This window comes from Nostoc sp. NOS(2021) (assembly GCF_017115025.1).
Classification (GTDB): domain Bacteria; phylum Cyanobacteriota; class Cyanobacteriia; order Cyanobacteriales; family Nostocaceae; genus Nostoc.
On the sequence record NZ_JABXKM010000093.1, the window covers coordinates 13,041 to 33,220 of the forward strand.

24 protein-coding genes and 1 pseudogene are annotated in these 20,180 nt (G+C 41.7%); 14 read left to right on the forward strand and 11 right to left on the reverse strand.

Annotated elements, in window-relative coordinates:
- Positions 1-30: 30 nt before the first annotated feature.
- The 5 genes from HWQ41_RS11395 to HWQ41_RS11415 all read right to left on the reverse strand — a co-directional run bounded on the left by HWQ41_RS11395 (position 31) and on the right by HWQ41_RS11415 (position 4,484).
- Complete coding sequence (locus tag HWQ41_RS11395) at positions 31-228, reverse strand: NblA/ycf18 family protein (protein WP_104908243.1); 198 nt, start codon at positions 226-228, stop codon at positions 31-33.
- A 656-nt stretch (positions 229-884) separates the two neighbouring features.
- Positions 885-1,622 (reverse strand): PP2C family serine/threonine-protein phosphatase, encoded by a 738-nt coding sequence (locus HWQ41_RS11400; protein WP_292762678.1) that lies wholly within the window; start codon positions 1,620-1,622, stop codon positions 885-887.
- A 17-nt stretch (positions 1,623-1,639) separates the two neighbouring features.
- On the reverse strand, positions 1,640-3,325 hold the full coding sequence (locus HWQ41_RS11405; protein WP_292762737.1) for an AarF/ABC1/UbiB kinase family protein: 1,686 nt from the start codon (positions 3,323-3,325) through the stop codon (positions 1,640-1,642).
- A 157-nt stretch (positions 3,326-3,482) separates the two neighbouring features.
- Positions 3,483-3,809, reverse strand: a complete 327-nt coding sequence (locus tag HWQ41_RS11410; RefSeq protein WP_292762680.1) for a DUF6825 family protein — start codon at positions 3,807-3,809, stop codon at positions 3,483-3,485.
- Between the two features lie 507 nt (positions 3,810-4,316).
- Positions 4,317-4,484, reverse strand: a complete 168-nt coding sequence (locus HWQ41_RS11415) for a hypothetical protein (protein WP_292762683.1) — start codon at positions 4,482-4,484, stop codon at positions 4,317-4,319.
- A gap of 116 nt (positions 4,485-4,600) precedes the next feature.
- Between HWQ41_RS11415 and HWQ41_RS11420 the strand changes: the two genes are divergently transcribed.
- The 4 genes from HWQ41_RS11420 (at position 4,601) to HWQ41_RS11435 (ending at position 6,540) form a co-directional block, all read left to right on the forward strand.
- Entirely contained in the window at positions 4,601-4,792 is a 192-nt protein-coding gene (locus tag HWQ41_RS11420) for a hypothetical protein (RefSeq protein ID WP_292762685.1), read from the forward strand.
- 90 nt (positions 4,793-4,882) lie between these two features.
- Complete coding sequence (locus HWQ41_RS11425) at positions 4,883-5,710, forward strand: Uma2 family endonuclease (RefSeq protein ID WP_292762688.1); 828 nt, start codon at positions 4,883-4,885, stop codon at positions 5,708-5,710.
- A 210-nt stretch (positions 5,711-5,920) separates the two neighbouring features.
- Positions 5,921-6,211 carry a hypothetical protein gene (locus HWQ41_RS11430; protein WP_292762690.1) on the forward strand — a complete coding sequence of 97 codons (291 nt, stop codon included), beginning with the start codon at positions 5,921-5,923 and terminating at the stop codon, positions 6,209-6,211.
- A 146-nt stretch (positions 6,212-6,357) separates the two neighbouring features.
- The gene (locus HWQ41_RS11435) at positions 6,358-6,540 is read left to right on the forward strand and encodes a hypothetical protein (protein ID WP_292762692.1); all 183 of its coding nucleotides are present in this window, start codon (positions 6,358-6,360) and stop codon (positions 6,538-6,540) included.
- A 188-nt stretch (positions 6,541-6,728) separates the two neighbouring features.
- Here HWQ41_RS11435 and HWQ41_RS11440 read toward each other — a convergent pair whose 3' ends face one another.
- On the reverse strand, positions 6,729-6,923 hold the full coding sequence (locus tag HWQ41_RS11440) for a hypothetical protein (protein ID WP_292762694.1): 195 nt from the start codon (positions 6,921-6,923) through the stop codon (positions 6,729-6,731).
- 470 nt (positions 6,924-7,393) lie between these two features.
- Between HWQ41_RS11440 and HWQ41_RS11445 the strand changes: the two are divergent.
- A pseudogene (locus tag HWQ41_RS11445) lies at positions 7,394-7,642 on the forward strand (NB-ARC domain-containing protein); the annotation flags it as partial.
- Between the two features lie 171 nt (positions 7,643-7,813).
- On the opposite strand, the gene HWQ41_RS11450 reads toward HWQ41_RS11445, so the two are convergent.
- Positions 7,814-8,059: a DUF5615 family PIN-like protein gene (locus HWQ41_RS11450; protein ID WP_292762695.1), complete on the reverse strand. Its 246-nt coding sequence runs from the start codon at positions 8,057-8,059 to the stop codon at positions 7,814-7,816.
- A gap of 48 nt (positions 8,060-8,107) precedes the next feature.
- Positions 8,108-8,449, reverse strand: a complete 342-nt coding sequence (locus tag HWQ41_RS11455; RefSeq protein ID WP_292762696.1) for a DUF433 domain-containing protein — start codon at positions 8,447-8,449, stop codon at positions 8,108-8,110.
- 166 nt (positions 8,450-8,615) lie between these two features.
- Between HWQ41_RS11455 and HWQ41_RS11460 the strand changes: the two genes are divergently transcribed.
- The 3 genes from HWQ41_RS11460 (at position 8,616) to HWQ41_RS11470 (ending at position 9,890) form a co-directional block, all read left to right on the forward strand.
- A complete protein-coding gene (locus HWQ41_RS11460) occupies positions 8,616-8,780 on the forward strand; it encodes a hypothetical protein (protein ID WP_292762697.1) in 165 nt (54 codons plus the stop codon).
- 53 nt (positions 8,781-8,833) lie between these two features.
- The gene (locus tag HWQ41_RS11465) at positions 8,834-9,214 is read left to right on the forward strand and encodes a type II toxin-antitoxin system HicB family antitoxin (RefSeq protein ID WP_292762700.1); all 381 of its coding nucleotides are present in this window, start codon (positions 8,834-8,836) and stop codon (positions 9,212-9,214) included.
- A 130-nt stretch (positions 9,215-9,344) separates the two neighbouring features.
- Complete coding sequence (locus HWQ41_RS11470; RefSeq protein ID WP_292762702.1) at positions 9,345-9,890, forward strand: shikimate kinase; 546 nt, start codon at positions 9,345-9,347, stop codon at positions 9,888-9,890.
- Between the two features lie 403 nt (positions 9,891-10,293).
- Here the strand turns inward: HWQ41_RS11470 and HWQ41_RS11475 are convergent, their stop codons facing one another.
- Together HWQ41_RS11475 and acs are read right to left on the reverse strand one after the other, a co-directional pair.
- On the reverse strand, positions 10,294-10,419 hold the full coding sequence (locus HWQ41_RS11475; protein ID WP_292762705.1) for a hypothetical protein: 126 nt from the start codon (positions 10,417-10,419) through the stop codon (positions 10,294-10,296).
- 91 nt (positions 10,420-10,510) lie between these two features.
- Positions 10,511-12,484, reverse strand: coding sequence for an acetate--CoA ligase (gene acs / locus HWQ41_RS11480; RefSeq protein WP_292762707.1), 1,974 nt, complete (start codon positions 12,482-12,484; stop codon positions 10,511-10,513).
- Between the two features lie 427 nt (positions 12,485-12,911).
- Here acs and HWQ41_RS11485 point away from each other — a divergent pair, with 427 nt between their 5' ends.
- The 4 genes from HWQ41_RS11485 to HWQ41_RS11500 all read left to right on the forward strand — a co-directional run bounded on the left by HWQ41_RS11485 (position 12,912) and on the right by HWQ41_RS11500 (position 15,650).
- Positions 12,912-13,556 (forward strand): restriction endonuclease subunit R, encoded by a 645-nt coding sequence (locus HWQ41_RS11485; protein WP_292762710.1) that lies wholly within the window; start codon positions 12,912-12,914, stop codon positions 13,554-13,556.
- A gap of 29 nt (positions 13,557-13,585) precedes the next feature.
- A complete protein-coding gene (locus tag HWQ41_RS11490) occupies positions 13,586-14,356 on the forward strand; it encodes a Uma2 family endonuclease (protein WP_292762712.1) in 771 nt (256 codons plus the stop codon).
- 92 nt (positions 14,357-14,448) lie between these two features.
- Entirely contained in the window at positions 14,449-15,138 is a 690-nt protein-coding gene (locus tag HWQ41_RS11495) for a hypothetical protein (protein WP_292762713.1), read from the forward strand.
- Positions 15,139-15,206: 68 nt separating this feature from the next.
- The gene (locus HWQ41_RS11500) at positions 15,207-15,650 is read left to right on the forward strand and encodes a hypothetical protein (RefSeq protein WP_292762738.1); all 444 of its coding nucleotides are present in this window, start codon (positions 15,207-15,209) and stop codon (positions 15,648-15,650) included.
- A 220-nt stretch (positions 15,651-15,870) separates the two neighbouring features.
- On the opposite strand, the gene HWQ41_RS34285 is transcribed toward HWQ41_RS11500, so the two are convergent.
- Positions 15,871-15,993 (reverse strand): type II toxin-antitoxin system RelE/ParE family toxin, encoded by a 123-nt coding sequence (locus tag HWQ41_RS34285; RefSeq protein WP_366931656.1) that lies wholly within the window; start codon positions 15,991-15,993, stop codon positions 15,871-15,873.
- 392 nt (positions 15,994-16,385) lie between these two features.
- Between HWQ41_RS34285 and HWQ41_RS11505 the strand changes: the two genes are divergently transcribed.
- Positions 16,386-16,802, forward strand: a complete 417-nt coding sequence (locus tag HWQ41_RS11505; RefSeq protein ID WP_292762715.1) for a hypothetical protein — start codon at positions 16,386-16,388, stop codon at positions 16,800-16,802.
- 11 nt (positions 16,803-16,813) lie between these two features.
- Positions 16,814-19,420 carry a tetratricopeptide repeat protein gene (locus HWQ41_RS11510; protein ID WP_292762717.1) on the forward strand — a complete coding sequence of 869 codons (2,607 nt, stop codon included), beginning with the start codon at positions 16,814-16,816 and terminating at the stop codon, positions 19,418-19,420.
- The last annotated feature ends 760 nt before the right edge of the window (positions 19,421-20,180 follow it).

Consider the following 20,180-nt stretch of genomic DNA (forward strand, 5'->3'; position numbering starts at 1 on the left):
GAGGTCGCCCACTGCGACATCAGAACGACTCTATGCCATAGTGGAACCGGAATCTAAGCCCCACTGGTGCTTAAGAAGCTCTTGATAAGTTGCCTCGCGCACTACCATTTGCTCATAGAGCTTTACCAAAAAGTCTTTAGCTTGATCGTGGCTCATATTTTGTACCTGAGTAGAAAATGAGCAAATGCTGAATTGCTGTTCCAAGGATAGTTTCATGGGTTGATTCATAGTTAACTCCGAAAAAACAACGCGTAAAAGAAAGTGATATCGCTCACAGAAGTCCAAATGGGATAATAATTGGACTTGTAAGTGTCCAACATTTGTTCCTCTGTATTAAGAAAGATAACAATTGTTTGACAGATTTGCCCACATCCAAAGTGGGGAATTTTTCTGCTCTGATATCTTGCACCTAATCCTACTGATATACCACCCAAGTCAGCCGAAGCATATTCCAGAAAATAGGCTCTGTTTGGCCCCAGATAGGTATAACTACCTCCCTGACTCCTTCCTGCTTGGCACAACTCTCCTTTGAGGAGAATATCAAGTGCTATCCTTAACCATCGATAGTTTTTCTTAAACAAAAAAACTAAGATGCTGTCTCCCCCAGCATGGAGGAAGCTTCGGAGGGTAGGGATTTTAAGGAGGTTGGGGAATGAATGGTAATAAGCGTGAATTATAGTCGCTCTACCTTATTACGTGCAAGATGTCAATTTAGCAATTCTATGCAAATTTAGCCTCCTTAGGTCACTTTGGAGGCTAAAAGTATTTGTATCAAATTGTAAAAAGGAAAAATGCTCACGCTGAACAAATTGCTGAGTATATCTACCGGATTAATCATTTGTCAGTTGTCCTTTGTCCTTGGACAACTGACAAATGATTAATCACTAATGACTATTTTCTTCGAGTGAGACGATGACAACTGTGATGTTATCGTGCCCTCCGTGCTCTTTGGCAGCCTCAACTAGAGACATGGCGGCTTTATCAACCCAAGGAGTGTCTTGGAGGCAGCTAGCAATCTTCTGCTCGACAAGTTCTTCTGTGAGACCATCGCTACATAACAGCAAGCGATCGCCAACTTTTACATCCAGTGGTTGCAGATCAATCTGATGCAAATCTTCACGCCCCAAACAGCGCGATAATACATGACGAAAAGGATGTAACCGTGCTTCATCTAAGGTGATGTCACCGATTTTGATTGCCCGTGCTACCCAAGTGTGGTCTTCCGTTACCTGTTCTAATTGCGACTCCCGGAAGCGATACAGCCGCGAATCGCCAACATGACCGCACCAGGGCGACTCTGGGGAGCGAAAAATTACCGCTACAACCGTTGTACCCATGTCGGCGCGTGCGGGATGATTTTGCTGATCCTGCAAAATCGCTTCATTGGCACCCCACAAAGCTTGCTCTAGCAATTCTTGGGAAGATTTAGGAGATTGCCAATTTGCCACTAAATACGCCTGAATTTCTTTAGTGGCAATCCGACTTGCTTCCTCACCTCCGGCATGACCACCCATGCCATCGGCGACAACGAAAAACCGCCCCTCTGGGTCGATATAGTAAGCATCCTGATTATTAGAACGAATAAGTCCCGGATCGCTAAAACCCGTGAAATTAAGTTTCATAATTTTTTTTGCAACAATTAATACATACGATCGTAACGGTCAAGGCGTAAAAGTAATCGGATCACGATTACTGAAAGCCCTGCTGCAATTAAACCAGGAACTAGTGCCCACCATGCATGATTGCTAACCACTAAGATCGTAGCTGAAAGTGTGAAACCACTGATTAACAGAGCATAGCTTATTGAAAGCTGAATACTGCTCTGCCGCCGCAACAGCCGTTCAGTTTCTATAGAACGAACGCGCAAGCGCATGTCTCCCCGTTCTAGCTTCTCTAGCGTATCCTCTAATCTACGTGGTAGACCAAACGCAGTACTACTTACTTGAGCTGCTTGGCGACTTAATTCGTTAAGAAAGCTATTCCCCTCAGAACCATTCATATCGGTCATAAGCTGCATTGCATATGGTTTGGCAACTTCCATAAAGTTAAAATCTGGATCTAAACCTTTGCCTACCCCTTCCAGAGTAGAAAAGGCTCGCATCACAAAAGTGAAGGTTGCTGGAAATCTAAATGGCTGATTATAAGCTATTTCGTAAAGGTCGTCACTAATTGCTGCGACCGATTGATTTTCAAAGGGCTTATCCATGAAATTATCCAGCATGTACTGGACGGAACGCCGCACTGGGCCCATATCATCCGTTGGGGCGATCGCGCCTAAATCGATCAGAGACTGCACAACGCGATCGCCGTCTTTTTGGGCAATACCAAACAGGGTTTGCATCAATCCTTCGCGGACGTTGGCTTTAATCCGCCCCATCATGCCAAAATCGTAGAATATTAAAGCCCCACTTGCACTAACGGCAATATTGCCTGGGTGGGGATCGGCGTGGAAAAAGCCACTATTGAGTAACTGAATTAAATAGGCTTGAGCGCCTTGACGAGCGATCGCCTTTCGATCCAAACCTGCTGCTTCTAAAGCTTCGTATTGGCTAATTTTAATTCCAGGGAGATATTCCAAAGTCAGCACTCTGGACGTGGCATAACGCCAATATATTCTTGGGACGTTCACCCAATCGTAGCCGCGAAAGTTCCGGCGAAAAGTATCGGCGTTACGACCTTCGTTAAGATAATCAATTTCTTCCCAAAGAATACGACAACACTCGTCATAAATACCCAACCAATCTCGCCCTTTTCCCCATTTGGGATGGTTTTGAAAATAGCGAGTAATTCCCTTGAGAATTTGTAAATCTATTTCAAATAACTTCTTGAGTCCAGGACGTTGCACCTTGACAACAACTGATTCCCCAGTATACAGCACAGCTTTGTGTACTTGCCCCAAGCTAGCAGCAGCTAGGGGAATAGGTTCAAAATTATGGAATAGTTCAGGAATTTTCTTGCCTAATTCTTTCTCAATGGTCGCTTCTACTTGCTCATAGCTAAATGCCGGTACTTTGTCTTGTAATTTGGCTAGTTCTTCTACATATTCACCAGGGAATATATCAGCACGGGTAGAAAACAATTGCCCGACTTTGATGAAGGTTGGCCCTAAATCCAGCAGGGTATTACGAATCCAGACCGCTTGAGTTTTGCGTCTTGCAGCTTGCTTGACTTCAGTTACTCCACCCGCGTAACTCCAAGATTTGTTGTATAGCCAAAGCTTGAACATTAAGGTCAAGACAAAAGACCAAATGTCCACAAAACGCCGTCTGCTAGAGTAGTTTTCCCGATTCCAACGGTATGCCTTTTCTGAATAACCTTGTTCCATATGCTTTGTGTACCGTTGGTTTGCGATCGAATCACCTGGAAGAAAAGACACTCTGATTCCTAAACTGTTTTTTCTTAAGTGTCCTTTGTCATTTGTCCTTTGTCATTTGCGTACAATTTTTTACTAATGACTAATGACCAATGACTAATGACAAAATTTATGCGGAAGTTCTGCGATAATGTTGCAATTCTGTTCGTAACAGGGCAATTTCTGCTCGTAATTCATCAATATCTGCTTGCAAGTCACCTGATTCAGAACTGGCTTGCCTACTACCTGTGGTAGATTGACCAGCATTAGCTGTTTCTGCTGCCCGATTTGCCCGCTCTAGGACTTCTTCTGTAAACTGGCGCAACTGCTCTCTAGCTTCGGCATCAAATTTGCCCAAATCACTTAAAGCATCGGTCAAGGCGACCTCTAAACGCTCATTGACTACTTCAGCTACCGCTCTGCCTACGAAAAAGGCTTGCACAAGGGGGTTACTCATAAATTTTTGTTACGTTGATCCGCAAGAGAATTATAACTTGCCCGTATGCTTTACGGCTTCTGCTGAGGAGTTAGAGATTTGGGGTTGGCGATCGCTAGACTAGCTCAGTAAAAAAGATGCTTGATGAAATTTTATGAAATATGACAATCTTTGGGAAGATACAACAACTAGCTTAGATATCCCTTCAGTGCTTGATATTACTACTGCCAATGAGAGCAATCTTAGTTAAGTTTTATGAGATTCCAGTAACTCTTGATAATATTGCTTAGGTGTACTGGGTAAATAAGTCGTCATTTGCAAGGTTTGCTCACTCACCTTGAAACTTTGGCTAATGTTAATTTGGCTAAGGAAGTCTAAATCATGGGAAATCACCCACAGCGCCCCTTTGTATTAGTTAATACCACCTTCCATTTGCTCAACGGTGGCTATATCTAGGTTATTAGTTGGCTCATCGAGAATCAGCAGGTCAATTTCTGAGATCCTGATTATAGCGATGCCTGCGGCGGGCTACGCCGCTAATCTTGCCAATTCACCCCCACTCAGCACAGAGGCGCTTTTGTGAACGTCATCATATTTAAAGAGGAAGTGTCCCAACTGTTGACGCAAAAGCTGATAGCTGAGATGAGGATTGGCAGCTTGCATATTTTCCAGAATTGTGTATCGACGATTTACCAATTCGGAGGTTTGATCGAGATATTATGATCAAGCTAGTAGGAGAATCAGAAACTCCACCGAAAAGTTGACTCTATCCAGTAATTATATCTTGGTGTGAGGAGAAGAATTTTGTACTTGTGACAAACAACCGAACTTCTATGCCAGGACATTTAGCTGATCATATCGCTGTTAATCATCACATATCAGGAATTTTCATCCTCAATCAAAACTTGAGTATTGGTGAAAATATAGAAGAATTAATAATAGCTGCTTTGGCTTCAGAAGAAGATGAATATCAAGACAGAATAGTTTATTTACCCTTACCTTAAAAATAGGTGAATGCCTACGGCACGCTATGCGATCGCCAAGTACAACACTGCTACAATAAACCCATAACTACTTGATGCCGTCTCCATTCTATGACCATTGCTCAAGAATTAGATTCTCAACAAGGCATCTGCCAAGATGTTATATTTCCCCCTGGTGATTTATATAGTGATGAGCCTCCCTTGGAAAGCGAACTACATCTAGAGCAAATTATGCTCTTGCTAAAATGTCTAAAATGGCTGTGGCGAGATAGAAATGATTTCTATGCGGCTGGAAACCTGACTATCTACTACAGTCCACGCCAACGCAAATCAGAACATTTCCGGGGTCCAGACTTTTTTGTAGTCCTGGGAACTGAACGCAAAACCCGTAAAAGTTGGGTAGTCTGGGAAGAAGATGGCAAATATCCGAATGTAATTTTGGAAATTCTTTCGGAATCAACAGCTAAGACTGACAAAGATTTAAAGAAAACAATTTATCAAGATACTTTTCGTACCCATGATTATTTTTGGTTTGACCCTTACACACAAGAATTTGCGGGATTTCATTTAGTAGATGGAGAATATCAACCTCTACAAGCTTCGGAGCAAGGACATTTGTGGAGTCATCAGCTAGGGTTATATCTGGGAATTTATCAGGGTCTATTGCGGTTTTTTACACGAGATGGGCAACTAGTACCAACACCTGAAGAAACGGCAGAACAAGCAGAAGAAACGGCAGAACAAGCAGAACAAAAGGCAGAACAAGCAGAACAAAAGGCAGAACAGGCAGAACAAAAGGCAGAACAAGCAGAACAAAAGGCAGAACAAGCAGAACAAAAAGCAGAACAAGCAGAACAAAAGGCAGAACAAGCAGAACAAAAGGCAGAACGTTTGGTAGCAAAACTGCGGGAGTTAAATATCGACCCAGAGACAATTTAGAGTGCTGCGAATGCCTACGGACTGCTACGCGATCGCATATAATGCCATAGGCGATCGCCTATGGTTGAACTCAAAGGAAAAAAAGGGAGTCTGATCAGGGTAAACGCATCTAAATTACTCTTGACCACGACCAAAATTAAGATTCAACGCTGATAATCAGTATTTCTCGCTGCACATGATGCAACATCAGAATAGACAGATGCGATACTGTTGACCCGTAATGTCTACAGTCTGGCAGACTTATCTTTATCACCAGTGTTTAGACGCAAATGGCCAAGTATCTATGAAGCGATACAAGATACCAAACCAGATGAAGACAAATTAATGGAGCGATACATCAAGCAGATACCAACAGAAGGGCGTGTGTTGTTAGCAGGAACTCATACAGCTTGGTCGCACCCTTCTGGCGATGACACTGAAAGAACGGACTATGGAAAACACTCTTCTCAGCGATCGCGGCAAATAAACCGATTACGATTGGATAGGGATATAGTACGATAGCTTGGGCAACTAGAAAAAGTGTGTCAATCGATGTCTTCTAGACCACTTTCTCTCTGGGACAGTGAGTATGGCTGTGCCCCATTTATCCTCAAGACAGCCAATATTGCTGCTGATATTCTAGTTCGGTTACGTTCAAATCTTTGTACTTGCGTCGGTTCACAATTGATCATTGGTATCGTTTTCTCAAGCAACCTTTACATTGGACAGTAGCAAAATTAAGTACTCCAGAGCAATGCGAACATTGGAGTGACTTAATGCCAATGCCGTTAATGACTTGGGAGTTATGGTTAGCTCGTGATATTGTTGCTGATAAGCTGTCGCGCATCTAAATTGTACTTTTTGGAGCCTAAAAGCCTTGCTGTGAGGTTTTCATCTGGAAAAATTAAATGCGTCTCAGCTTAATGCTCAACAAATGGCAGAAGTCAATGGATAAATTGACTCCTGGAAGAGTTGCTCAGTCCCATCCCCTTGTCTTTACCCTACCAATATATGATTACTGAATCAAGGTTCTAGGTCTCTACTTGATGCCACACCGCTCTCTAGACTCCTGCTTTACCTTACCAGTCATGGCAGCTTCCTGCAAAGTCATGAAAGCATTAAAATCTTCCAAGTCATACTGGGTAGTCAACAGTTGTCGTAGTTGATTTTCAGCTTCCACTGTCAAATAGCCAGTTGCTAAGGCTTTTTGTACAACGTCACGAATTCGAGTCATAGTTGACGCCTCATTCATCCTACTATTTATTAATTCAGGCTTATCCAGGTAAAATATGCAGTAGTTTTTGTGCCAAAACTTCAAATTTGCAAGGTTTTTTTGGGCGATCGCGGTAAAGAAGTCATAATTTACACCTTTGTCAGAAACATTTAATTGAGCGGGGCTTGTTATAACTGAACTTTTAGAATAACGATCCTGTGCTGTTAGGAACACAGTATTGTGTATACTTAAAATGACACACCAGAGTGAAAACCCGGATTATTTAGATAGACAGAAATTGTTTGGATAAAGTTTCAAACAAGCTATATTAATTTTTTCGCTAAGTCTAAAGATACCCAAGCAGCAATTGTCAAGTCACCTAAAGAAAGTTACTAAATTTGTTAGAAATTTACCGTTTATTATTTATGCTGATTTCACAGAAGAATCGTTAATCTATTGCCTAAGTGACTTTAAATACATTAATAACAGTAATAACAGCAGTGAATTCAATTCAAATAGAAGATAAATTTATATAAGTTAAAAATAATTGAGAGTTAAAAAAGTTATACGTAGATTTAGTCTTTGCAAAGGGAAAAGCCTTAATGCACGTTGAAAACAAATTCCTTATAAGTTTACTTTGCGGTTTTACTTCTGCGGAAATTGCTAATGTCGGTGATCAAAGTCGTAGTAGTAATACTGTTAGAGTTTATCTTTATAATGGATTATATAAATACATAGAATAAATGCTGAGTAACCAAACTAGATACTCAGTGAAGCTGAAAAACTGGAGTCGCCCCAGGATGCGTTAGCGTACCTCTGCTATTAAGCAAGCTACGCTAGCGTCTCGCACCAGAAGGTATCGCTTTTTTGCATTTGAGTAAAATAATAAAAGCCTTTAGAGAAATTCAAGTTTATATATCATTTCTATCTGGCTCAATAACTTCCCAGATTAAAATTAAACGCCTCAATATTTCCCCAATTGAGTGGCGGTTCTGAGCGCAGTAAATAATTCCTGCGTGCATAAACATACCACCTCCTTGATGAAATATCACAAAGTCATCATCATGGGTGAAAATTACCCAATTCTCAGACATTGCAAAATAAAGCTGTTCTCCATCTGATATACCTATCAGTCGTTTTTCCGGTGTAGTCGTCACATCAATACCACGACGACGTAGCCTTCTGCTATAGCATTACTGACATTCTCATCTAGGTGGAATCGAATTTTTTGTGTCATTTCGATTCTTTAGTTTTTCTTGCAGAATCGAAGGAGTTTCAGCCTGCACTTCTCTGACAAAGGCTTCTCCTTCTGCAATTTGTTGCCTGATTTCGTCTTGATGATCGTGGTAATAAGCTAGAGCAGCATAGACATCAGCTAAAGTGATGCTGGGATAATGATAAATAATTTCGTCAGGGGAAAGCCCCATCCGTTCGTGCCAAATAAATATATCTTGCACTGTAATTCGGTGTCCAGCAATGCGCGGTTTACCCCCACACACACCCAGAGTAATTTCAATGTGTTCTGAGATTACTGGTATCTGAGACATTTTATCCAAGGATACTCCTATAAGAAGAAAATTATATTATAAGTTATCGGTTTATTAGCGATCGCCTTTCTATTGTCCGTGAAAAAGTGCGTAGGCGTAGACATCCCCAGATTTTATCTGATACTATATATGATACTATCGCTCCATAAGTAAACTCAAGAAATTAGTGGAGCAATTTCTCAAGCAGCCTCCAGAAGTGCGGTTTCAGGAAGTACGCTATTTATTGGAAGCTTTTGGCTTTGAAGAAAAAGGTCTAAGGGTAGCCATCATAGTTTTCGAGACTCCCAAGCTAGAAGATCACTGCACCCAAAACTGGGGGAAAAAAAGTTAAAGGAGTTTATGTACAGCAAATAGTTGAACTATTAAATTTAGAAGAGTGGATTGATGAAGACACTGAACCAGAAGAACAAGCAGATTGAGAAGCCGTCCCTAGAATATTATTTAAATCTTCAGTATCCTGTAACACTTTACCCCGATCCAGAGGGGGGATATGTAGCTCAAATTAAAGATTTACCAGGATGTCTCACCCAAGGCGAAACCCTAGAAGAGACAATGGCAAACATTAATGAGGCGCGAGAATTGTGGATTGAAACAGCTTATGAAGCTAGCGATGATATTCCTTTACCCAGCAGTGATAATAGTTATAGTGGTAAGTTGTTAGTGCGGATGCCAAAATCTCTACATCGTCGTTTAGCTGAGACTGCTGAACGCGAAGGTGTAAGTCTAAATCAGTATATTGTGTCTTTGTTAAGTGCAGTGGCTTAATTAGAAATCAAGTAATTTTATCTGGTTGCGCGATAGGTGCAAAACTCCGTATTTTTAAATCATAGATTGAGTCGTTGAGTTTATAATTAGAAACTGTGACTCAGCACTCAGAATTGGAGCGAAGCAACTGGTGAGCAGCTTATTACAAGGAGTCAACCTGTACTTAATTGGTATTATGGGCGTTGGTAAGACTACAGTAGGGCGCTTACTGGCAAAGGAATTGGCTTATGGGTTTGTGGATACCGATGATGTCATTGCCCAAGCAACAGGTAAATCTGTCAATCAGTTATTTGCACAAGTTGGTGAAGCCGGGTTTCGCCAGTTAGAAAGCGACGTACTTTCACAAGTTTGTGCTTTTACAAAGTTGACTATAGCAACCGGTGGGGGCATTGTAATGCGGCGAGAAAATTGGGGTTACTTGCACCACGGTTTGATAGTGTGGCTAGATGTGCCAGTGGAGATAATTTACAGCCGTTTAGCTGAGGATACCACAAGACCACTGCTGCAAGATGTTGATCCTAAAGGTAAATTGCGATCGCTCCTCGAACAACGAACACCACTTTATTCCCAAGCCGATTTGCACATCATCGAGCGAGAGGGAGATACACCTGAAGACGTTGCCCAGCGAGTACTTGAGGCAATTCCTACCGTTCTCAAAACACAAGTTTCTCATTAATCGGGAATATTGATCAGAATGTTGATCACAATCAGACGGTGGTGCAAAATATGAGGAAAACGTACTAACAGATTGTGTCGAAAAACATCCAAAATAGATAAATCCCCTTACAATTCTTAGACGTTAGGATTTTGGTGGTTATTTCTGCTGCTTCTCTTTTGACTGGGTAATTTGTTCAATCGATATTAAGGAATAAGAATTAAATAACATACAATTTATGTCTCTGGCTTACCTCACCCTCAATCCCTCTCCGATATATTGGAGAGGGAAGCTAGATACAGGATGAAGTTTTGCATTTTATTTAATCCACGTTCCTAAGCGAGTTTCTGATATTTTCAGAAGATTAGATAATCTCTGCGATCGCTGAAGGATTTATATCTGATTTATACCCAACCTAAATCCTCTAAAGCTTGACCGAAGAGGATAAAGAGAGGGAGTAGTATTCGTAGTAGGTTTTACCCAAAGTTTCTAGGGTGGGGTTGGTTTCCCAGTTTTTGGGAAAGGGAAAGGTTTCAAAGCAGTCGCTCATGGGGGAAACCACGCCAGATGCAACAAGAGTGGCTCGCCGCCCAACGCACTGGCTCCCCAATAACGCGCTGCTTCACCAAAATCTAAAATTGCTACGCACCTTCGCGCAATTTATCCAACACGCTTCTATCTTCTAAGGTCGAAGTATCCCCAGATATCTCTTGTCCCGCAGCCAGATTCCGCAGCAATCGGCGCATAATCTTACCCGATCGCGTTTTGGGCAAAGCGTCTGTAAAGCGAATTTCTCCCGGACGCGCGATCGCACCAATTTCTTTGACAACGTGCTGCTTGAGTTCTCTACTCAGTTCCTCACTTGCCTGATAAGTGCCTTCTAAAGTCACAAAAGCAACTACTTCTTCACCCTTAAGTTCATCAGGTTTACCCACTACCGCCGCTTCTGCAACCGCTGGATGTGAAACTAAGGCTGATTCTACTTCCATTGTACCGAGTCGATGCCCTGAGACATTCAGTACATCATCCACACGACCCATTACCCAGAAGTAGCCGTCTTCATCAAGTCTTGCCCCATCACCAGCAAAGTAAATATAGTTACCATCTTTGGGCGGAATGTGTTCCCAATAGGTGCGGCGGAAACGTTCTGGATCGCCGTACACTGTCCGCATCATTCCTGGCCACGGATGTCGCACCGCTAGATAACCGCCTTCATTATTGGGTACGGTGTTTCCTTCTAAATCCACGACATCTGCGATAATTCCGGGGAAGGGAAGAGTTGCCGAACCGGGTTTGGTGGGAATTGCTCCTGGTAGCGGTGTAATCATGATACCGCCGGTTTCCGTTTGCCACCAAGTATCAACAATTGGACAACGTTCGCCACCAATTACTTTGTGATACCACATCCAAGCTTCTGGGTTAATCGGTTCGCCGACGGTTCCCAGCAAACGCAACGAAGACAGGTTTCGCGCATTCGGATGTTGTTCTCCCATCTTAATAAATGCCCGAATTGCCGTAGGTGCAGTATAAAAAATATTAACGCCGTATTTTTCAATTACATCCCAGAAACAGCCAGGATTAGAAGCACGGGGCGCACCTTCATACATCAACGTTGTGGCACCATTGGAAAGGGGGCCGTAGACAATATAGCTGTGTCCCGTAATCCAACCTACATCGGCGGTACACCAATATACATCTGTATCTTGGAGGTCGAATATCCACTTGCTGGTCATGTGGGTATATAAATTATAACCAGCAGTTGTATGTACTACACCCTTCGGTTTGCCGGTGCTGCCAGAAGTGTAGAGGACAAACAGCATATCTTCGCTGTCCATTGGTTCGGCGGGACAATCGGCTGATGCACCCTTTTGCAAATCATGCCACCAATGATCGCGTCCGCCCAACTGCATATAAGTTTCTTGTCCGGTGCGCTTGACAACTAGGACATTTTCTACACTGGGAACAGCACCATCAGCTAAGGCTTTATCTACCTGTTCCTTGAGAGGAACGATCGCATCTTTCCGCCAACCACCATCAGCCGTGATTACCAGTTTAGCTTTAACATCAATTAAGCGATCGCGCAAAGCTTCGGCACTAAAACCAGCAAATACTACACTGTGGGGTGCGCCAATTCTGGCACAAGCTAACATGGCGATCGCAGCTTCGGGAATCATCGGTAGATAAATACCGACGCGATCGCCTTTTTGTACACCCAGTTGCTTCAATACATTGGCAAACTGGCAAACTTCCCGATGCAGTTGGGCATAAGTGAGGGTACGCGAATCACCTGGTTCTCCTTCCCAAATCAATGCTGCTTTATTTTTGCGCCAAGTAGTGAGATGTCTGTCAAGGCAGTTGTAAGAAATATTAATTTTACCGCCAACAAACCACTTAGCAAAAGGTGGTTGCCAATCTAATACTGTATCCCATTTTTGGAACCATTCTAATTCTGTTCCAGCCAAATCTGCCCAAAATTGCTGCGGATCGGCTTTGGACTTAGCATAGAGACGCTGATAGTCATCCAGGCTTTTAATATGGGCTTTCTGTGAGAATTCCGAGGCAGGATGAAATAAGCGGTTCTCTTGCAGGATTGATTCTATAGTTGGTTGAGACATGATTACATTTGCAAACGGTATTGTTACTGAAAACTATTTTTAGCTTATTTGTGTCAGACAGTGTTTAGATTTTCCTGAAGCTGAACAGAAATTGCCAGGTTACTTAGCTTACACCAACCAAAACCAAGCAATCAAAAAAGGTGTAATACCTAGAGGTCATTAACAATTCGTAATTCGTAATGACGAATTAGTAATTATTGTTGAACCTGAGAGTATTTTGCCATGAGGAGATACAAGTCAGGACTTACGCAGAGACTACGATTTTACGTCATTACGAGCGAAGCGAAGTAATCGCAAAGGCTTAGTTTTTCGTCACGAGTGCGTAAGTCCTAAAGTATGATGCAAAACGCAGATTATACAGCTTGCAGTTTAGAATAATCATAATGTTGCAATATGTAAGTACTCTTCACAAACAAAGCCTGAAACTATGACACTCACAGTCGAAGCTAGCAGCCTATCTCTCAACGATGTTCATCGCTTTCTCAAACTAGAAAAGCTTTCCAATGGTTCATTTGCAGATTTCTTAAGGCTAGAACCACTTTCTGAGTTTGAACAGCAGGATTTATTGCGAATCAGAAACGACTTTGAACGTTACTCAAGCGCAGGGAAAATTTCTGAAGGTTTAGTTAAATTTATAACAATTGCACCATTAATGCGGTTAGCTGGGTTTTACGATGTGCCGATTCGGTTGACAATGGAAGATAGCATTGCGATCGCCATCGAAGATGAAGACAGAAGAATTACTGGGCGGATGGATATTCTAGCAATCAACAGTCCTCAAAGTAATATTGCGCCGCCATTTTGGGTTGTAGTGATTGAAACGAAAAATAGTGCGATCGAAGTGGGTGAGGGTTTACCTCAATTACTCACTTATGCTTTTAAAAGTTTAGATCAACAACCATCTGTTTGGGGACTGGTAACTAACGGACTGCGTTATCAATTTGTTTGTTTAAGACATGAACAGCAGCCAACTTATCAGTTAATGCCATTATTAAGTCTGAATGAATCTCCAGGTGCAATCGAGTTATTACAAGTTTGCAAAGCTATCTGCAAGTTACCGAATTTTCAGTAAAATGAACGTAAATCGCGGAGCGATCGCTGATGTCTGAACTTGCTACCCTAGAATTCATCTCTGATGAAATTTCAGAGGACGAAGTTATTTTTCCTCCTGGCGATATACTGAGTCACGAACCACCCTTGGAAAGTGACCTGCATCGTGACCAAATCGATTTGCTGATTCGCATACTTAAATTATGGTGGCGATCGCGGCAAGATTTTTATGCTTCTGGCAATTTGACGATTTACTACAGTCCTAACCAAAAGAAATCAGAAGATTTCCGTGGCCCAGACTTTTTTGTAGTTTTGGGAAGTCAGAAAAAAGACCGTAAGAGTTGGGTAGTTTGGCAAGAAGAGGGCAAATATCCGAATCTGATTGTGGAAATTTTGTCAAGTTCAACAGCAACAGTTGATAAAGGCTTAAAAAAACAAGTTTATCAGGATACCTTCCGTACACCAGATTATTTCTGGTTTGACCCTGTAACAATGGAACTTCAGGGATTTCATTTAGTAGATGGTAAGTATCAAGAAATTCAACCCACCACTGATGGACGTTTGTGGAGTCAGCAGTTAGAACTTTATTTGGGAGTTTATGAAGGTAAATTAAGATTCTTCACTACTGAAAATCAATTGATATTATCATCTGAAGAACTGGCCCAACAAGCAGAAGAACGCGCCCAACAAGCAGAAGAACGCGCCCAACAAGCAGAAGAATGCGCCCAACAAGCAGAAGAACGCGCCCAACAAGCAGAACAAGAAATTGCTCGACTGCGGGAGGTTTTACGTATACAGGGCATCGTTCTAGAGAATATTTAATGACATCAGGAAATTAAGTAAAGACATTTTCAAGTTAAGATTTAGTTATAAATGTGTGAAAAAAGCGTTATCTTCTGAAAGTAGGGCATCGTTTGCAAGCTAAAGAGATTAAGGAGAAGCTAAAGTCCCTTATCGAGCAAGCCTCCTCGATAGATCATAATTTAGCGAGAAGATTAGATGAAATCAATCGTTGGGTAAAGAATATTAAGCCAGGTTCCCTGACTGCTAAACCTTTTGTGATTGCTTTTCTGCTAGAGGTGATTACGGATTCTACAATTTGGCTGATAATCAAATCCTTACCTTCAGAAGAAGAACAAAAAGCAAAGTTCGAGCAAATGACGCCGATTGAGAGATATTGGTATGCTTATCTCTTTCCCAGATGGTTCAATGCAAGTGACTCCAAGTTTTATATTTGGAAACAAAAATTAATGGCAGGCGAATTTAATCAGCTTGATGATGATATCATTAAATTAATCGCTCAAGATATTGTCAGTCGTGAAGGTAGTTTTTGGCAGCGTTATATTGCCGACCTTTCTATGGCAACAGATTTAATTGTTAGTCGTAACAATCAACCACTGTGCATTCAAGTTACCAGTGTTAGTGAAGAACTTAATTACCAAAAGTACCAAGCTTGGCAAAATACACTGCGATCGTGGGAAATCGAGAGAGGATTGTTTTTAAGTTACAATCCCAAGGATGCTAATTTTGTTAACCAGTTAGTCAACGTGGCCCTGTATAACAGTGATTACCTTTCTGGTGGCAAATATTTAAAATTTTCGTGAATTTTGTGGAATTTGATATTCCAGATTTGGATTATAGCCTAAATACTTACCTGCTAATTACAGCTTTTATGGTTAATAAAAGAGAAATTCACAGCTGCAACAATCAAGTAGATACATTTGCGGAAGCTTTAGCAACAGCCCGACAAATGCAGCAAAGCTGGCTAACTTACGGGGTTGATTTTGTCAATTTTTACGTTGAGGATGTAGATGGAGACTGGCTGGAAACGTGGGGGAATGACGAAATATTAGGTAATTTTCGATTAGATGCTATTAAAGAATTTTTGGTAAGTAATGATAGTGTAGCTGTGAAGGTAAGACAGCATTTAGGAGAGCGATCGCTATTTGATTTCGCAGTAAACTTAGAAGAATCTTGGAGAATTTCTGAAACCAATGACAGGTTATCTGTTGTGATAAACTTGTTAGCTGGTGAAGAAAATAGTATTCATACAGATGACATCAGGTTAGTGGATTTAGCAAATAGTCTGCTGGTAAAGTTGGCAGAGATTTTGTGAAATTTTTAGTTGACTTTTCACGGTATCTGGAAAGCCTCTCTCTAAATCTCTCTCCTAAAAGGAGAGAGACTTTGAATTCCTTCTCTTCCTTTGCGTTCTTCTCTACGAGACGCTGCGCGAATGCGTCCTTTGCGGTTCGTTAAAAAATCGACTTTGACAAAGGAGTTAAGCCTTAACCCAAGCGTATTGGGATATAGGCGATCGCTTTTCCAGATAAGCTTTAATAATCTTTTAGATGTGCAATCTTTATCACTGTTAGTAGTAAGGGTTGATCCTGAATCTGGTAGATAATACGGTATTCACCCAAACGAACCTTATACAGATGTAATGAATGCTGAAGCAATTGTTACTCACGTTCGAGCATTCATAAGAAGTGTTTAAGCATTTGTTGCAAACGTTCAATTTTTTATTATCAATGTTGCAGCAATAGTTACTCACCTTGAAGCATTTATAAGAAACGTTTAAGTATTTGTTGCAAACGTTCATTTTTTTTGATGAATGCTGAAGCAATTGTTACTCACGTTGAAGCATTTATAAGAAACGTTTAAGCATTTGTTGCAAACGTTCAATTTTTTTGATGAATGCTGAAGCGATTGTTACTCACGTTGAAAGTTTTCCCTTATAACGTACACTCGACTTTCAGGGGATAAATTGGATTAGCCTGTATCTCTCTGGAATATAAACAGCTGTTATTGTATCCATCAGTGAAGATGTCGCTGGATAAGGTAGGATATTTTGGAACCAATTACAGCTAGTGCGATCGCAACTCTGGCTTTTACCAAAGCATTTGAGAAAACCGTCGAGAAATTTACTGAAGCAGCCCTTGCTAAAATAGATGAGCTGCGAAAAAAGATTTGGGGTAAGTTACGGGGAAATCTGAAAGCAGAAACAGCCCTACTTGCTGCTGAAAAAGGCTCTAAACCAGATTTAGACCGAGTTGCTGCTTACTTGCAGATAATTTTACATGAAGAACCGGAGTTTGCTAAAGAAGTAGAAACACTGGCTCGTGAAATTGAGGCTGGTAAGATAGTAGACAAAAGCACTATGAGCCAAATCAATCAAGACAATGCCAAGGGATGGCAAAATAAGATTGACGGTGGAACAGTTTATCAAGGCGATATTAACATTCATCATGCACCCCCCAATTCTTGAATTGAGCCATCATGAACCAAAGCAACCAGGATAATGCCAGGGGATGGGAAACTGAGGTAAAGGGTGGAACAGTTTATCAAGGCGATATTCGTATCAACAATTACCCGACTCAGCACTTACAGTCAACTTCTCCAAATAATATTCCTTACCGGGGTGTCGCCAACTTTGTCGGGCGGGATGAGAAACTTGTAGAAGTGCATAAAAAATTGCTGCAAAATGACAGCGCAGCAATTTTGGCTGTGGCTGGTATGGGGGGAATGGGTAAAACTGAACTGGCGACACAATACGGACACCGCTACAAAGTCAATTATCCTGGTGGGCTTTGCTGGTTAGATGCCAGAAAACTAGATTTAGCAGCAGAGATTGTGGAGTTTGCTAAGTTTTACATGAAACTGGAAGTACCGCAAAACTTATTGACTTCCCAGGAACAAGCAAAATGGTGCTGGCATAATTGGCAACCACAAACAGGACTAGTCTTGGTAGTATTGGACAATGTTGACGATGTGACTAACTGGAAAAATTCTCGCCAAGTACTACCAACAGATAACCGCTTCCGTATATTGATGACAACTCGGTTGCGAAATATCCATTCAACCGTTCAACAGATAACTTTGGATGAACTCTCACCAAACGATGCTTTGAATTTGTTGACAACTTTGTTGGGTGAGAATGATAGGCGGGTGCAACGGGAACCACAAACGGCAGCAAATTTATGTAAATGGCTGGGATATCTGCCTTTAGGTTTGCAATTAGTCGGCGCGTATTTGGCAGAAGATCCAAATTTGTCTTTGGCAGAGATTTTACAACAATTACCAGCCCAAGAAAAGTCTCAATTGGAAGCTGTATTTGAATTAAGCTGGCAACAACTCGATTTTATGACACAGTGTGTCGGTGAGTTGTTGAGTTTATTTGCCCCAGATATCATTCCTTGGCAAATAGTTGAATCTGTCAGTCAGCAGCTAAATTGGGCAAAGGCAGATGTTGACAAGGCGAGAAAGCAACTTTATCAACGCCATTTAATTCAAAGCGTAGCAGAAGGAGAAAGTTGTTATAAAATTCATCCTTTAATTAGGGAGTTTTTGCAAGGGAAATTAGTAGGGTTAAACACAGCCGATGACTTCAAAAAAGCCTTTGCCGCAGCATTAGTAGAAATTGCTCAGAAAATACCTAAATTTCTTACCCTTGAGGATATCAAGTCAGTGCAACTGTCAATTCCTCATTTAAATGAGGTGGCACAAAATCTGATTGATATTGTGGAGGATAAAAATTTATTCTGGGTTTTCAATGGCTTGGGCAGATTCTATAAAGGACAAGGTTTGTATACCTTAGCAGCACCTTGGTATGAGCAAGGATTATCAACGGTGCAAACCCGTTTGGGAGAAGCACATCCCGATGTTGCCACCAGCCTGAACAACCTGGCATTACTCTACGATTCTCAAGGACGCTACGACCAAGCCGAACCGCTGTATTTCCAAGCTTTAGAACTAACAAAACGTCTGTCTGGTGAAAATCATCCCAATGTTGCCAGCAACCTGAACAACCTGGCATTACTCTATTATCATCAAGGGCGTTACTCTGAAGCTGAACCGTTATCGCAACAAGCAATAGAACTAGATAAGCGATTTTTAGGAGAAGAAAATCCTGAGATTGCTACAGATTTTCATAATTTGGGATTAATATATCGCGCTCAAGGACGTTACTCTGAAGCCGAATCATTGTTTTTACAATCATTAGAACTTAAAGAGCGCATACTGCAAGAAGCTCATCCCTTATTAACAGATACTATTTACGCTCTTGGCTATATGTACAGAGAACAAGGATGCTACAAGGAGGCAGAACCTTTATGTTTAAAAGCATTAGAGCTTGATAAATATCTATTGGGAGATAACCATCCTAATGTTGCTGAAAGTCTCAATAATTTAGCAGAAATGTATCGTGTAATGGGACGTTACAGCGAAGCAAAACCGCTATATCTACAAGCTTTAGAACTTTATAAACGCCTGTTGGGAGATGCACACCCCTTTGTTGCCACCAGCCTGAACAACCTGGCAAATCTCTACAATTCTCAAGGACGCTACGACCAAGCCGAACCCCTGTATCTCCAAGCTTTAGAACTGAGAAAACGCCTGCTGGGAGAAGCACATCCCTTTGTTGCCACCAGCCTGAACAACCTGGCAAATCTCTACAATTCTCAAGGACGCTACGACCAAGCCGAACCCCTGTATCTCCAAGCTTTAGAACTGAGAAAACGCCTGCTGGGAGAAGCACATCCCTTTGTTGCCACCAGCCTGAACAACCTGGCAAATCTCTACAATTCTCAAGGACGCTACGACCAAGCCGAACCCCTGTATCTCCAAGCTTTAGAACTGAGAAAACGCCTGCTGGGAGAAGCACATCCCTTTGTTGCCACCAGCCTGAACAACCTGGCAAATCTCTACAATTCTCAAGGACGCTACGACCAAGCCGAGCCCCTGTATCTGCAAGCTTTAGAAATTCGTCAGCAGGTGTTTGGGGTAAATCATCCCAATACGGTTACTGTTCGGCAAAATCTAGAAAATCTTCAAGCTCAAAAGAGTGATAACTCTAAAGTTAAGAACAATACTAACAATTCTTGGTGACAGAAACTTTTAGGGTTATTTGATTAAAGCAAAAGTTGTAATCATAGAAGACAGTTAGCGCTCTCTTCTCATCCTACTCTGAAAACAGCACCTCTAAATCGCGGCAGCCACTCACTACCTGCAAAACTTTAATCCCCTCTAGAATTGGGCGGTAAAATATTAAATAATAATCTTTAGGGTTCGCAATTTTCACCAATTACAGCAGTTTTCATGTATTTAGACCACAATTATGAGACCTAACCCCCAGCCCCTTCCCTACAAGCAGGGTGGTTTCATACAAGCAGAGAAAAACTAAAACTGGGTTTCAAAGCCTCTCCCCCCGTGGGGGAGAGGAATGGAAGCGGGGTAAAAGCCATGCCACAAAACGAGGAATCAAGACTTATGTATTTTTCTTTTTTCGTATGAAACCACCCTGCCCAGCCCCTTCCCTACAAGGGAAGGGGAGAAAATCAAAGCCTTTCTCCTACAAGGAGAGAGGTTTGGAGAGAGGTCTATTTGTGGTTCATTTACCTGAAAATCGCTGTAAATAAGATTGCTATGGAAACTACTGATGCACAATAATGGCATCTCGACTTATTTCAATATAGGAATGCTGCTTAAACAATTCTGTATGAAGATGCACATAAGAAAACCCCCCTGTAGTCCCCCCTTGGTAAGCTACCGTGTATACACAAGTCGAATTACCCCCCTTAATCCCCCCTTATTAAGGGGGGAAACAAGAAATCTAGTTCCCTCCCCTAAGAAAGGCGATCGCCCTCTG

Coding starts and splice junctions, on each gene's coding strand:
- HWQ41_RS11485 (WP_292762710.1), top strand. CDS start 12,912: ATGACACTCACAGTCGAAGCTAGCAGCCTATCTCTCAACGATGTTCAT.
- HWQ41_RS11465 (WP_292762700.1), top strand. CDS start 8,834: ATGAAGACACTGAACCAGAAGAACAAGCAGATTGAGAAGCCGTCCCTA.
- HWQ41_RS11395 (WP_104908243.1), bottom strand. CDS start 228: ATGAATCAACCCATGAAACTATCCTTGGAACAGCAATTCAGCATTTGC.
- HWQ41_RS11425 (WP_292762688.1), top strand. CDS start 4,883: ATGACCATTGCTCAAGAATTAGATTCTCAACAAGGCATCTGCCAAGAT.
- HWQ41_RS11400 (WP_292762678.1), bottom strand. CDS start 1,622: ATGAAACTTAATTTCACGGGTTTTAGCGATCCGGGACTTATTCGTTCT.
- HWQ41_RS11475 (WP_292762705.1), bottom strand. CDS start 10,419: ATGAGCGACTGCTTTGAAACCTTTCCCTTTCCCAAAAACTGGGAAACC.
- acs (WP_292762707.1), bottom strand. CDS start 12,484: ATGTCTCAACCAACTATAGAATCAATCCTGCAAGAGAACCGCTTATTT.
- HWQ41_RS11500 (WP_292762738.1), top strand. CDS start 15,207: ATGGTTAATAAAAGAGAAATTCACAGCTGCAACAATCAAGTAGATACA.
- HWQ41_RS11455 (WP_292762696.1), bottom strand. CDS start 8,449: ATGTCTCAGATACCAGTAATCTCAGAACACATTGAAATTACTCTGGGT.
- HWQ41_RS11405 (WP_292762737.1), bottom strand. CDS start 3,325: ATGGAACAAGGTTATTCAGAAAAGGCATACCGTTGGAATCGGGAAAAC.
- HWQ41_RS11440 (WP_292762694.1), bottom strand. CDS start 6,923: ATGACTCGAATTCGTGACGTTGTACAAAAAGCCTTAGCAACTGGCTAT.
- HWQ41_RS11410 (WP_292762680.1), bottom strand. CDS start 3,809: ATGAGTAACCCCCTTGTGCAAGCCTTTTTCGTAGGCAGAGCGGTAGCT.
- HWQ41_RS11510 (WP_292762717.1), top strand. CDS start 16,814: ATGAACCAAAGCAACCAGGATAATGCCAGGGGATGGGAAACTGAGGTA.
- HWQ41_RS11490 (WP_292762712.1), top strand. CDS start 13,586: ATGTCTGAACTTGCTACCCTAGAATTCATCTCTGATGAAATTTCAGAG.